This is a genomic window from Pseudomonas sp. PS01299 (assembly GCF_029960145.1).
Classification (GTDB): Bacteria; Pseudomonadota; Gammaproteobacteria; order Pseudomonadales; family Pseudomonadaceae; genus Aquipseudomonas; species Aquipseudomonas putida_A.
The window spans coordinates 1-12,659 of record NZ_JASCPO010000006.1 but is presented as its reverse complement, the minus strand read 5'-3'; the positions used below and the strand labels follow the sequence as shown (position 1 = coordinate 12,659).

The window sequence follows — 12,659 nt, the reverse complement described above, 5'->3', positions numbered from 1 at the left end:
TCTGTCCGTTGTGCGCACCCGGATGTCCGTGCTGCGCCCTGTGTGAAGGTTGTGCCGTCATCGCAGGCTGCCAAGATAGTTGGCATGAACAGCCTCAACGATTTGCACTCGGCGTCAGTCCTGTATTTCGGCCCTTACGCCTTTCATTTGCGCCAACGGCTGATCCTCGACGGGGATCGGCAACTGCGCATGGGCGGGCGTGCGCTGGATATTCTGCAGGTGCTGGTCGAGCGTGCAGGCCGAGTGGTCAGAAAGGAAGAGTTGATTGCACGGGTCTGGCCCACTTCGGTGGTCGAAGAGATCAATCTTCGCGTCCACATTGCCGCCCTGCGCCGGGCGCTCGGTGACGGTGAGAACGGCCAGCGCTACATCGTCAATGTGCCGCAATGTGGCTACAGCTTCGTTGCTCCGGTGCACGGCGACAATTTCGAGCACGTGGCCCTGGAACACCTGCAAGCGCCACAACACAACCTGCCTGTGCGGCTGACGCCGGTGACCGGTCGCGATTCAGTGGTGGGCTCGATGGTGCGGCAATTGCCACTGTGCCGATTGATGACCGTGACGGGGCCTGCGGGTGTCGGCAAAACCACGGTGGCGTTGCGTGCTGCAGAGTTGCTGTTACAGCATTTTCGCGACGGGGTCTGGCTGGTGGACCTGGCGGTAGTCAACGACGCTACGCCACTGCTCGATTATCTGTTGCACACCCTCGAAACCGATCTCGTCACGCTGGCAGCGCGTCACAGCTTGCTGGTGCTGGATAACTGCGAGCATCTGCGTGAAGCCTGCAAGGCTCTGGTTGAACGTTTACTGGAGGCCGCGCCACGGTTGTCGATTCTTGCGACCAGTCGCGAAGCATTGCAGGCCAGTCTGGAGACCGTGCAAACCCTGCCGCCACTGGCCATTCCCAAGTCCTCAGCGTTGGGCAGTGTCGAAGAGACCATGAGCTATTCGGCCGTGCAATTGTTTGTCAGTCGTGCCCGAGCCCGGCAGCAGGGTTTTACCCTGCGTGAACAGGATCTCAATGCTGTGCGCGACATCTGTCGGCGGCTCGATGGGCTGCCACTGGCGATTGAACTGGCGGCGGCGCACATTGATGCGCTGGCGTTGGTCGGCTTGCAGTCTCAACTCGACAATTGTTTACAGCTGCTCAGCCATGGTCGGCGTACTGCCGTGCCACGCCATCAAACCCTGAAAGCCGCGCTGGACTGGAGCTATCAGCACCTGAGTGAGCAGGAACAGCGGGTGCTGCAACGCCTGTCGGTCTTCAAAACGGCGTTTGCCATTGATGCGGCGATGGGCGTCATCAGTTGCGCGCAATTACTTCCGTCGACGTTGGCCCTGATGATTGATCGGTTGGCGCAGAAGTCTTTGCTGGCGGTGGAGCGGGGCAGTGCCGGGTTGCGCTATCGCATGCTCAACACCACTCGTCGATACGCCCGCGAACAACTGGAACGCAGCGGTGAATCCAACGAGTACGAGCGTCGGCATGCGCGCTTCGTCAGCCGCAGTCGTTGGGTGTCAGGCTCGCAGTTGGCGGCCCAACTCGTCGAGTAACCAGCGCACCTTGCGCAGGTCCGGGGTGGCGTAGCCCTCGGTGAAGCGTTGATAGATCGGGTTCAATAACTCCAGTGCTTCGCGGTAGCGGTTCTGCCGTTGCCACAACTGCGCCAGCGAAGTGGCGCTGCGCAGTTCCCAGGCCAGCGCGCCCTGGGTTTGCGCGATCGACAGTGCCTGGAGCAAGACCTTTTCGGCTTGCCGGGTGTTGCTGTCGGGGCAAGCCGAATCTTCAATCAACATCCGATCGGCCCGAGCCCGCAGAATCTCCGCCGTGCTCCAGCCTGCCGCTCCGCTGTGTGCCCGCTCAAGCAACGCATCATCAACAAAGCGGCTGTCCAGGGTCACCATGATTTCTCTGATCAGACCGCTGTCATCGGTCGCTATCGGCACGGCGGCATCGGCGTCGAGGACCTGCGCGTATTGCCGTGCCCAGCGATAGAACAGCAATACGGAATGCTTCTGCGCCTGCTCCAGCAACAGCTGCAGCAAAGCACGGGCGTTTTGCGGGTCACCGTTGTAATGAGCAATCAGGCAACTGGCCAGCGCCAAGGTGTAGCAGATCGAGGTGCCGTGGTTGATTTGCACGGCGATGTCCAGTGCCTGCCTGGCCGTACGCCAGGCCTGTTCAGGGAAACCTTGCAGCCACAACACCCGGGCCAGCACCGTCAGCGAGGCGACGCTCTGGTCGTACTGCACGCCGAAGCCATGGGTGAAGCGGTTGGGGTTGCCGTTTTGCGCCATGCGCTGAATCACTTGCTCGGCATGCAGGCGTGCCTGCTGCTGGTCGCCGGCGTAATGCAGCGCCAACACCCGCAGGCGATGTGTACTCAGCGACAACTGCGGGTCGCCGTGCAGGCCGAGCCGATCAAACTGCTCGCTCTGTTCCAGCGCCGACCGATAGTGGCCACAGCTGAGGTTGACCGCCATGTGCCCGGACACCGCACGCAGTTGGCCAGCCACGTCGTCGTACGTTTGCGCCAGCGCATGGGCATCGACGAATGCGGCGATGGTTTCCGGGGTACCACCCCAGGTGTGGTAGCAGGCGCTGCCGAGCGCCAGTTTCAGCGCGATCTTCACCCGAGGGCAAGGTTCGGCAGCGTTTTCCAGCAGGGCCAGCGCCTGACGCACGTAACCGCCGTATTCCTTGAGCAGCGACAACTCTTGCCACAGGGGCGCCGAGGTCGCGGCCAGATAAATCCCCACATCATCGGGGCCTGCACCGTTCAGACTCCAGTCGAGCGCCGCGCGCAGGTCTTCCAGACCGCGTGCGTAGCGTTCGATCCACAGGGCGGTTGAGGTCGTTTCCCAATCGGTCTGCGCCTGATACATCAGCGCCAGACAACGTTCAGCGTGGCGTTCGCGGGTTTCGGCGAGTTCGGCGCCTTGCTCGAGTTTTTCCAGGGCATAGCGGCGCGTGGTGTCGAGCAACCGATAGAACACTTCCTCGTCACCGACTTCGACGTTGAGCAACGATTTGGCGACCAGTTGTGTGATCGAACCGAACACCTCGCCGGGCTGGATCTGCTGTCCACCGATCACCGCAGCGGCGGACTCCAGCGTGAAGCCACCCCGAAACACGCCGAGCCGGCGCAGGCAGGTCTGTTCGCAATCGGTGAGCAGGTTGAAGCTCCAGTCCAGCGTGGCACGCAGCGTCTGATGGCGCTCCACGCTGCTCTGGTTGCCGGCCGCCACTACCGGCAGACGCCCTTGCAGCTGGCTGAGCAAACCCTGCAGGCCGAGTTCTCCAACCTGCGCCGCCGCCAGCTCCAGCGCCAGCGGAATGCCGTCCAGACGCCGACAGATTTCAAGCGCATCGGGCAACTCGGCGTCGCTCAATTCAAAGCCCTCGTGCGCGGCCAGGGCGCGTTCGGCAAACAGTTGCAGTGCCGAAAAACTCAACGCCTGCGCACGATCAAGCACGGCAATAGGCGGCGGGTAATCGAGGGATTCGAGACGTTGCACATACTCGCCTTCGGCACGCAGGCTCTCGCGGCTGGTGGCCAGAATGTGAACCTGCGGCGCACCGCGCAAAATGCTCTCGCTGAGCAGTGCCATGGCGTCGATCAGGTGTTCGCAATTGTCGATTACCAGCAGCATCTGGCGCTCGCGCAGCGCATTGACGAGGTGGGTCAGCGGATCGTTGTCATGCGGCACCACATCCAGCAGGGCCGCCAGGTGCGAGCAGATCATTCGTGCGTCGTTGATCGGCGAAAGATCCAGCAGCCGGATACCGTCCCGATAGTGGCCGATCATCTGCTCGGCAACGCGCAGGGCCACGGTGGTTTTGCCGATGCCGCCGGGGCCGACCAGCGTGATGCAGCGCTGGCGCGGCAACTGCCTGATCAGGCTGTCGACCAGCGGCTGGCGGCCGATCATTCGCGTGCGGCGCAGTGGCAGGTTATGCCGGGTGCCGGTCTCTGCACAGGTGTGCTGTTCGATCGATTGCAGCCTGATCGGTGCGACAAAGCTGTAGCCGCGCTGCGCCACCGTGACGATGTATCGCTGCCCGCCCTGACCGTCGCCCAGGGCTTTGCGCAACGCCGCCATGTGCACCCGCAGATTGATGTCTTCGACGACGCTGTCCGGCCACACGCCGGCAATCAGTTGCTGCTTGCTCACGACATCGCCGGCATGCGCCAGCAGGATCAGCAGAATATCCATGGCACGTCGGCCCAGGCGTAACGGCTGCTCGCCTTCAAGCAGCAGCCGTTTGCCGGGCTGAATCCGATAGGGGCCGAAACCGAGGGCCTGATTCGGGGGAAGACTCAACAGCTCACTCCTGCGAAATTTTTATAATCCTGCCCACGGCGTGTGAAGCCTCCGTGAAGGGCAGCGCGGATCAGCGTCAGCGGCACGCAAGCCTTCTAATCCGCAGTTTTGCGGACATATTCCGCAGGTTCTGGCATCAGTGCAACGTGCAGATTGCCGGCAATGCTCGAAAGTGATGCTGCGATCGGCATTTTTGCCCGCTGCAATGTTCAGACCAGCGCTTTGTCTCGCGGACAATTAACAACGATTAACTCGTCTGTGTTCGCTTCAACCCCAAAAATCCGCTGAATCAAGCCTGGCCTCAGGCCAGGACCTGATGGCTGCAATGGAGTGCACCCGAGCGGAGGACGGCGCAATGAGCAACGTGGTGGTGGTCTATCACAGCGGCTATGGCCACACTCGCGTCATGGCAGAAGCCGTGGCGCAGGGCGTCGAACGGCACTTGGGCAGTACCTGTCGGTTGGTGGCGGTAGAAGAAGTCGAGTTCTATTGGGATGAGTTGCACCGCGCCGACGCGATCATTTTCGGTGCGCCGACTTACATGGGCAGCGCGTCGGCGGGTTTCAAGCATTTCATGGAGGCCAGCGCGGCGTTCTATCTGGCGAAACCGTGGCGCAACAAGGTTGCCGCCGGGTTCACCAATTCCGGAAGCCTGTGCGGCGACAAGCTCAATACATTGCTGCAAATGGCGGTGTTCGCCGCGCAGCATTCGATGATCTGGGTGGGGCTCGACCTGCTCCCGGCGCGCTCGGTGGCGGGCTGCTTCGATGGACAGTTGAATCGTCTGGGCAGCGCGCTCGGGGCCATGTCCCAATCCAATGTCGAACAGCCCCCCGAGCAGGCGCCGCCGCTCGAAGATCGGCGTACGGCGGCACACCTGGGCGAGCGGGTGGCGCAAGTGGCGCAGCGTTTGAGGCAGCAATGAAGCGCAGGGAAATGAGCTTGGCGCGCGGCAGCGTCTAGACCGCCAGGCGTATGCCGACAGGCGCGGCCGCTGGTTGCGGTCTTTCGGGCTTCATGCCCGGCACCTCACGACACCGCCAGGCGAAAGGGCTGATCCCTTCGCTGCGGGTGAAGATATGGCAGAAATGTGCCTGATCACAGAAGCCACATTCCAGGCTGATCTGCGTCAGGCTCAAGTGGGTGAGCCGGATCAACTGCTTGGCGCGAGCGATGCGCTGGGTGCGGATCCAGTCCTGTGGCGAGAGTCCGGTACTGCATTTGAACGCCCGGGAAAAATGACTGCGTGACAACGAACAGGCCTCTGCCAGCTCGGTGACTTCCAGGCTTTCACCCAGGCGATCGAGGATCAACTGTTTGGCCCGCCGTTCGCGTTGCGGACTGAGGCCGCCGATGCGCGGTGTGCGGAATTCGCTGGAGGGGGCGAGGGCGACTGTTTGTTGTAAGTGAGCCATGGCCAATGTCCGTGTCGGGGGGCAACGCACGCTCGGCACGTTTCCCTCTGGTCAAAAAAACAATGTTTCGCAGAGGGTTTCATTGTTGGACGGGGCCGGAAGACTGACGAGTTAAACGTTGTTAATTGCGCCGCAAAACGTTGAACTCAGCACATCGCTGCAAGTCGCTGCCCTCGACAAACACTTCCAATGGATACCGGTGGAATACGGCCCATACAAACGCGCGGCCAACGTACCGTTGATCGAGTAAAGTACGGCGCTATCGCACCTGACTGAACACGACTTCTCAAGCAAGGAACACGAGCCCATGAACCGTAACGATCTGCGTCGCGTCGACATGAACCTGTTGGTGATTTTCGAAGCGCTGATGTTCGAAAAGAACCTGACCCGCGTCGCTGAAAAACTGTTCATGGGCCAACCGGCGGTCAGTGCGGCGCTGGGTCGTTTGCGCGACCTGTTCGATGATCCGTTGCTGCTGCGCAACGGTCGCAGCATGGAGCCGACCGCCCGCGCGCTGGCGATTCTGCAGGAGCTGCAACCGGCGATGGATGTGATCTCCGGCGCGGTCAGCCGGGCCAAGGAGTTCGACCCGGCGAGCAGTTGCGACGTGTTCCGCATCGGCCTGTCGGACGACGCCGAGTTCGGTCTGTTTCCGCCGCTGCTGCGACAGCTTCAGCAGGAAGCACCGGGGATTGTCGTGGTGGTGCGCCGTGCCAATTATCTGTTGATGCCGGCGCTGCTGGCGTCCGGGGAAATCTCGGTCGGGGTCAGTTACACCACCGATCTGCCGGCCAACGCCAAGCGCAAGAAACTGCGCGACATTCCCTGCAAAGTGCTACGCGGCGATGATCGCCCGGGGCCGCTGACGCTGGACGAATACTGCGAGCGCCCGCACGCAATGGTGTCGTTCTCCGGCGACCTGAGCGGCAACATTGACCTGGACCTGGCCAAGGTTGGCCGGCGTCGGCGCGTGGTGCTCGGCGTGCCGCAGTTCAGCGGTTTGCGTGCGTTGCTCGCCGGCACTGAAATGATTGCCACCGTGCCGGACTATGCCGCCTGCGCACTTGTCGAAGGCTGCAACCTGCGCGCTGAAGATCCACCGTTCCCGATCGACGCCGCACAGCTGTCGATGGCCTGGAGCGGGGTGCACGATAACGACCCGGCCGAGCGCTGGCTGCGTTCGCGGATCAGCCAGTTCATGGCGGCGCCGCTGGATATCCCGCATTCCTGACGCGCCAAATTTCCCTGTGGGAGCGGGCTTGCTCGCGAAAGCGGTGTGTCATTCAACAATGATGCTGGCTGACCGGACGCCACTGTCGGATCGCCGCCCGCACCAGGCTCGCTCGCACAGGAATCCGACTCGCCTGAAAGAGAGCACATCCATTCAATTTTCCCTCGCCCGCACCGAGCATGATTCAACCCGATAAGGATTAAAGGGTAGGGTCATGAGCGCATCACAACACGATGAACAGGCACAGGATGTCGGTCTGCTGTTTCTGCGGGTCAGCGGCGGGCTGTTCCTGCTGTGGGTCCACGGTTTGCCCAAGCTGCTGGATTTCAACGCGCAATTGCAGCAGATCGAAGATCCGTTCCACCTCGGCGCGCACCTCACACTCTGCCTGGCGATTTTCGCTGAAGTCCTCTGTCCGCTACTGATCGTCGCCGGGGTGCTGGCGCGATTGGCCTGCTTGCCTATTCTTTTTGTTCTGCTGGTGGCGCTGCTGGTCGTGCATCCGCAATGGAGTGTGGCCGAGGGGCAATTCGGCTGGTTGCTGTTGATCCTGTTCGCCACTGTGTTTATCGCCGGGCCGGGACGCCTGGCGCTCAATGTTCGTCTGCCCGGAGTGCTGCGTTATGCCTGAAGCCCTGAGTCCAAAAGCACCGGGGGTCGGTGAAACCGTGACCCTGATCGTCAAGCACCGGGTCAAGGCCGGGTTTGAACAGCCTTACGAAGCATGGTTGCGCAACATCGTCCGGGTCGCCGGGCAGCGCGACGGTCACCTCGGGGTCGACGTGGTGCGCGGCAAACTGGCCGGTCTCGACACCTACACCTGCGTCCTGCGCTTTTCCTCCACCGAGGCCATGCAGCTGTGGCTGGAGTCGCCGCAGCGCCAGGCGCTGGTGGATGAGGCGGCGCCGATGCTCGCTGATGGCGACCAGACCGAAGTCGCGCCGGTCAACGAATTCTGGTTCGCGCCGCTGGCCGATGCCGCGAAGCCGCCGCCGCGCTGGAAGCAAGCGGTGATCACCCTGCTGGTGATTCTGCCGCACACGCTGCTGGTGCCGCTGATCTGGGGGCCGCTGCTCAAGCTGCATCCGCTGCTTTCCAACTACGTGGTCGCCACGTTCCTGATCACCCTGACCATCGTCCTGTCGGTGGTGTACGTGTTCATGCCCCGCGTGACCCGGTTGTTCGCGCCGTGGCTGGAAGCCGGTCAGGCCCATGCTCACGTCGAGCCGGCGAAACAGCCGTCACGCTGACACCCATTCATCTACTCGAAAGGAACTGCGATGAACGCCGATCTGATTCTGTTCAATGGCCAATTTCATACCGTAGACCGCAGCAAGCCGCTGGCCAGTGCCGTGGCGATCAAGGACGGCCGCTTTGTCGTCGTTGGCAACGACACCCAGGCCATGGCCCTGCGTGGTTCGGCCACGCAAGTGATCGACATGCACGGGCGCTGCGTGATCCCCGGTCTCAACGACTCGCACCTGCACCTGATCCGTGGCGGCCTCAACTACAACCTCGAACTGCGTTGGGAAGGCGTACCGTCGCTGGCCGATGCGTTGCGCATGCTCAAGGAGCAGGCCGACCGTACGCCGACTCCGCAGTGGGTGCGTGTGGTCGGTGGCTGGAACGAATTCCAGTTCGCCGAAAAACGCATGCCGACTCTTGAAGAGCTCAATCAGGCCGCGCCAGACACCCCGGTGTTCGTCCTGCACCTGTACGACCGCGCGCTGCTCAACCGTGCCGCACTGCGCGTCGCCGGTTACACCCGCGACACGCCGAACCCACCGGGCGGCGAGATCGTGCGTGATGCCAACGGCAATCCGACCGGGATGCTGGTGGCAAAACCCAACGCGATGATTCTGTACTCGACGCTGGCCAAGGGGCCGAAGCTGCCGCTGGACTATCAGGTCAACTCGACCCGGCAGTTCATGCGCGAACTCAATCGCCTCGGCCTGACCAGCGCGATCGATGCCGGCGGTGGTTTCCAGAACTATCCAGATGACTATCAGGTGATCGAGCAACTGGCCAAGGATGATCAGTTGACCGTGCGCATCGCCTACAACCTGTTCACCCAGAAGCCCAAAGAAGAGCTGACTGATTTCCAGAACTGGACCGGCAGCGTCAAGTTGCATCAGGGCGACGATTACCTGCGGCACAACGGCGCTGGCGAGATGCTGGTGTTCTCCGCCGCCGACTTCGAAGACTTCCTCGAACCGCGTCCGGACCTGCCGCAGACCATGGAACAGGAGCTGGAACCGGTGGTGCGCCATCTGGTCGAGCAGCGCTGGCCGTTCCGTTTGCACGCCACGTACAACGAATCGATCAGCCGCATGCTCGACGTGTTCGAGAAGGTCAATCGTGACATTCCGTTCAACGGTCTGCCGTGGTTCTTCGACCACGCGGAAACCATCACCCCGCAGAACATCGAGCGGGTGAGGGCGCTGGGCGGCGGCATCGCGATTCAGGATCGCATGGCGTTCCAGGGCGAATACTTCGTCGACCGTTACGGCGCGAAAGCCGCCGAAGCCACGCCGCCGATCAAACGCATGCTCGCCGAAGGCATACCGGTCGGCGCCGGCACCGATGCCACGCGGGTTTCCAGCTACAACCCGTGGACATCTCTGTACTGGATGGTCAGCGGTCGCACCGTCGGCGGTCTGGCCTTGTACGAAGAAGGTCTGCCACGCACTACCGCACTGGAACTGTTCACCCACGGCAGCGCCTGGTTCTCGTCGGAACAGGGCAAGAAGGGCCAGATCAAGGTCGGGCAACTGGCGGATCTGGCGGCGCTGAGCGCGGACTTCTTCCACGTCGAGGAAGAAGCGATCAAGTGGATTGAGTCGGTGCTGACCGTGGTCGGCGGCAAGATCGTTTACGCCGCCGGCGATTTCGAAGACCTCGGCCCACGCTCGATCCCTGTGCTGCCGGACTGGTCGCCGGTGGTCAAGGTGCCGGGCCACTGGCGCCCGAACTCGCCTTTGCAGGCGCAAGTGCACCAGTGCGTTGGTGCCTGCGCAGTGCACGCGCACAGCCATGAAAAAGCCCGACTGTCGAACGCACCGGTCAGCGACTTTGCCGGGTTCTGGGGCGCGTTCGGCTGTTCCTGTTTCGCTTTCTGATCACTACAAAAAAGCGCCGGCCAACCGGTCGGCGCCTCACGCAACAACCATCCACCGAGGAGTTTCCCATGAGCGTTCCCTACAAGCGTCTGAACAAAGATGATGCGGTCGTGCTGCTGGTCGACCACCAGACCGGTCTGATCTCGCTGGTACAGGATTTCACCCCTAACGAGTTCAAGAACAACGTGCTGGCGCTGGGCGACATCGCCAAGTTCTTCAAGCTGCCGACCATCCTCACCACCAGTTTCGATGCCGGCCCGAACGGCCCGATCGTGCCTGAGCTGCGCGAGCAATTCCCCGATGCACCGTTCATTCAGCGCCCTGGCCAGATCAATGCCTGGGACAACGAAGATTTCGTCAAGGCGATCAAGGCCACCGGCCGCAAGCAACTGATCATCGCCGGTGTGGTGACGGACGTTTGCGTAGCATTCCCGACCCTGTCGGCCATTGCTGAAGGTTTCGAAGTGTTCGTGGTCACCGATTCTTCCGGCACCTTCAACACCACCGTGCAACAAGCCGCGTGGGCGCGCATGTCGGCCGCCGGTGCACACCTGCTGAACTGGTTCTCGGTAGCGTGCGAGCTGCAAGGTGACTGGCGCAACGACATGGAAGGCCTGGCGCATCTGCTGTCCGAACGCCTGCCGAACTATCGCAACCTGATCAACAGCTACACCAAGTTCACGGCCAAGTGATGCCTGAAGCCCCTCACCCTAGCCCTCTCCCAGAGGGAGAGGGGACTGACCGAGGGGTTTGTTCGCGATACGCCGACCTGCAATACCGAGCCGATCTCCGAAATTGAAGTACACGGAGATCGGCTCCCTTTCCCCTCGTTTGGGGGAGAGGGGACTGACCGAGGGGTTTGTTCGCGATACGCCGACCTGCAATACCGAGCCGATCTCCGAAATTGAAGTACACGGAGATCGGCTCCCTTTCCCCCTCGCCCCCTTGGGGGAGAGGGTTGGGGTGAGGGGGGCTCTTGATCTTGCTCTCGCATCAGCGCTTTTGCAGCCAACCTAAAAAACCACCCTTGCGCACCGCCACCGGTTTGGCCATCAACGCCAGCCGGCTGTTCTGCTGTCGCACCGCCTGCAATTTGTTCAGCGCCTGGCCGACTTCGCTGCGCTGCTCCATGCATTGGCGGGTCAGCGCTTTGTCGAGGCGATAGATGATGCTCGACGTCAGCGCGGTGAACGTGGCTTGCGACGGGGTATCGGCGAGGATGCTCTGTTCGCCCATGACCTCGCTCGGCCCCATGCGTCCGGCCTCGGTCTGGCCGTTGCCGTCGGGCACGGTTGCACTGACCACACCAGTGGCGATGACAAACAGACTGTCGGGCACTTCATCCAGCCCCAGCACCACCTGACCGGCCGCGTATTGCTGCGCGACCATCGATTCGGCGAGGCGATCACGTTCTTCATGGCTCAGCGAGCGGAAAACTTTCACTTCATCGAGCAACGCCCGGGCGCGGGTCGAGGGCTCGATCACGCCATCGGGATGCCGGGAAATTCCTGCGGCTTCGAGATGTCGATGGGCGAGGTCGAACAGTTGATTGCGCACTTCGCCTTTCTTGCTCAGCTCACTGATGAAGCCGCTGGCGACGTACTCCGACATCTCCTCGCCGGCCTCTTTCAACACGGCTTTGGGCGGCGGATTGAGCAGCAGACTGCTGCTGCCCTGCAGCGTGCGGTCGAGGGCGTCGAGCACCCGCCGCGGGCGAATGTGATTCGGCACCTTGATGCTGATCGACACCCCGTGCAGGTTGGTCGGGCGACTGAGATTGACGATCTTCGCCTTGGCCGCCACCGAGTTCGGCACCACCGCCAGGGTGCCGCTGCTGGTCAACAGATGCGTGGCGCGCCAGTCGATGTCGATGACCTTGCCCTCGACACCGTCGATCACCACGAAATCGTCGACCTGATACGGCTTGGTGGTGTTGAGCACGATCCCCGAGAACACGTCGCTCAAGGTGCTTTGCAATGCCAGACCGACGACGATCGCCACTACCCCGGAGGTCGCCAGCAAGCCTTTGACCGGCAGTTCCAGCACATAGCCGGCGGCCGCGACGATCGCCGCCAGAAACACCAGCGCACCGATCACGTCTTGCAACAGCCGACCGCTGTGGCCGATGCGCCGCATCAGTGCCAGACCGATCACCTCGGTGAGCACCCGCGCGGCGTACAGCCACCAGACAATCCCCAACGCCGTTGCGCCCAGTTGCATCACCCGGTCATCGGCGAACAGCGGCGCCTGCAACGGGCTGATCTCGGCGTTGATGATCAGTGCGCTGAACGCCAGAAACAGCGCCAGGCGAATGCCGACTCTCGGTGCGCGATGCTGGAACGGAGCGAGGTGCCAGAGCAGCGCGTCGAGCAGCAGCAGGGCGGCGCTCCAGGACAGTGGGTGAGTGAGGAGGATGGACATGGCGATCTCCGGAACTGCATGAACGTTGGTGTAGAAGAGGCTTTTGTGGTGAGGGGATTCATCCCCGATGGACTGCGCAGCAGTCCCCTGCCTTTCTGGTTAACGGCGGGGTCGCTTCGCAACCCATCGGGGATGAATCCCCTCACC

Annotated in this window: 11 protein-coding genes; 8 read left to right on the top strand and 3 right to left on the bottom strand. The window is 62.1% G+C overall.

Going from position 1 to position 12,659, the window contains the following annotated elements; genetic code table 11:
- Window positions 1–84: 84 nt before the first annotated feature.
- The gene (locus QMX91_RS02815) at window positions 85–1,554 is read left to right on the top strand and encodes a winged helix-turn-helix domain-containing protein (RefSeq protein WP_282412204.1); all 1,470 of its coding nucleotides are present in this window, start codon (window positions 85–87) and stop codon (window positions 1,552–1,554) included.
- Here QMX91_RS02815 and QMX91_RS02810 read toward each other — a convergent pair.
- Entirely contained in the window at window positions 1,519–4,326 is a 2,808-nt protein-coding gene (locus QMX91_RS02810; protein WP_282412203.1) for a winged helix-turn-helix domain-containing protein, read from the bottom strand. The genes QMX91_RS02815 and QMX91_RS02810 overlap by 36 nt on opposite strands.
- Window positions 4,327–4,681: 355 nt before the next feature.
- Here QMX91_RS02810 and QMX91_RS02805 point away from each other — a divergent pair, with 355 nt between their 5' ends.
- Entirely contained in the window at window positions 4,682–5,251 is a 570-nt protein-coding gene (locus tag QMX91_RS02805) for a flavodoxin family protein (protein ID WP_027611586.1), read from the top strand.
- Window positions 5,252–5,285: 34 nt separating this feature from the next.
- Here the strand turns inward: QMX91_RS02805 and QMX91_RS02800 are convergent, their stop codons facing one another.
- Complete coding sequence (locus QMX91_RS02800) at window positions 5,286–5,741, bottom strand: helix-turn-helix transcriptional regulator (protein WP_134786794.1); 456 nt, start codon at window positions 5,739–5,741, stop codon at window positions 5,286–5,288.
- Between the two features lie 118 nt (window positions 5,742–5,859).
- On the opposite strand from QMX91_RS02800, the gene QMX91_RS02795 reads away from it, so the two are divergent.
- The 6 genes from QMX91_RS02795 (at window position 5,860) to ycaC (ending at window position 10,783) form a co-directional block, all read left to right on the top strand.
- Window positions 5,860–5,991: a hypothetical protein gene (locus QMX91_RS02795; protein ID WP_262415589.1), complete on the top strand. Its 132-nt coding sequence runs from the start codon at window positions 5,860–5,862 to the stop codon at window positions 5,989–5,991.
- Between the two features lie 57 nt (window positions 5,992–6,048).
- Window positions 6,049–6,972 (top strand): LysR family transcriptional regulator, encoded by a 924-nt coding sequence (locus tag QMX91_RS02790; RefSeq protein ID WP_223007908.1) that lies wholly within the window; start codon window positions 6,049–6,051, stop codon window positions 6,970–6,972.
- Between the two features lie 214 nt (window positions 6,973–7,186).
- On the top strand, window positions 7,187–7,603 hold the full coding sequence (locus QMX91_RS02785) for a DoxX family protein (RefSeq protein WP_098964597.1): 417 nt from the start codon (window positions 7,187–7,189) through the stop codon (window positions 7,601–7,603).
- On the top strand, window positions 7,596–8,222 hold the full coding sequence (locus QMX91_RS02780; protein ID WP_095136682.1) for an antibiotic biosynthesis monooxygenase: 627 nt from the start codon (window positions 7,596–7,598) through the stop codon (window positions 8,220–8,222). Before QMX91_RS02785 ends, QMX91_RS02780 begins: the two co-directional genes overlap by 8 nt.
- A 30-nt stretch (window positions 8,223–8,252) precedes the next feature.
- Window positions 8,253–10,091, top strand: coding sequence for an amidohydrolase (locus tag QMX91_RS02775; protein WP_150369093.1), 1,839 nt, complete (start codon window positions 8,253–8,255; stop codon window positions 10,089–10,091).
- Window positions 10,092–10,159: 68 nt separating this feature from the next.
- A complete protein-coding gene (gene ycaC, locus QMX91_RS02770) occupies window positions 10,160–10,783 on the top strand; it encodes an isochorismate family cysteine hydrolase YcaC (RefSeq protein ID WP_007961287.1) in 624 nt (207 codons plus the stop codon).
- A gap of 301 nt (window positions 10,784–11,084) precedes the next feature.
- Here the strand turns inward: ycaC and QMX91_RS02765 are convergent, their stop codons facing one another.
- Window positions 11,085–12,512: a mechanosensitive ion channel family protein gene (locus QMX91_RS02765; protein WP_027611592.1), complete on the bottom strand. Its 1,428-nt coding sequence runs from the start codon at window positions 12,510–12,512 to the stop codon at window positions 11,085–11,087.
- Between the last annotated feature and the right edge of the window lie 147 nt (window positions 12,513–12,659).

What these genes read in the sequence shown, in the direction of transcription:
- QMX91_RS02815 (WP_282412204.1), top strand. Translation starts at nt 85, where the DNA reads ATGAACAGCCTCAACGATTTGCACTCGGCGTCAGTCCTGTATTTCGGC.
- QMX91_RS02805 (WP_027611586.1), top strand. Translation starts at nt 4,682, where the DNA reads ATGAGCAACGTGGTGGTGGTCTATCACAGCGGCTATGGCCACACTCGC.
- QMX91_RS02800 (WP_134786794.1), bottom strand. Translation starts at nt 5,741, where the DNA reads ATGGCTCACTTACAACAAACAGTCGCCCTCGCCCCCTCCAGCGAATTC.
- QMX91_RS02790 (WP_223007908.1), top strand. Translation starts at nt 6,049, where the DNA reads ATGAACCGTAACGATCTGCGTCGCGTCGACATGAACCTGTTGGTGATT.
- QMX91_RS02785 (WP_098964597.1), top strand. Translation starts at nt 7,187, where the DNA reads ATGAGCGCATCACAACACGATGAACAGGCACAGGATGTCGGTCTGCTG.
- QMX91_RS02780 (WP_095136682.1), top strand. Translation starts at nt 7,596, where the DNA reads ATGCCTGAAGCCCTGAGTCCAAAAGCACCGGGGGTCGGTGAAACCGTG.
- QMX91_RS02775 (WP_150369093.1), top strand. Translation starts at nt 8,253, where the DNA reads ATGAACGCCGATCTGATTCTGTTCAATGGCCAATTTCATACCGTAGAC.
- ycaC (WP_007961287.1), top strand. Translation starts at nt 10,160, where the DNA reads ATGAGCGTTCCCTACAAGCGTCTGAACAAAGATGATGCGGTCGTGCTG.
- QMX91_RS02765 (WP_027611592.1), bottom strand. Translation starts at nt 12,512, where the DNA reads ATGTCCATCCTCCTCACTCACCCACTGTCCTGGAGCGCCGCCCTGCTG.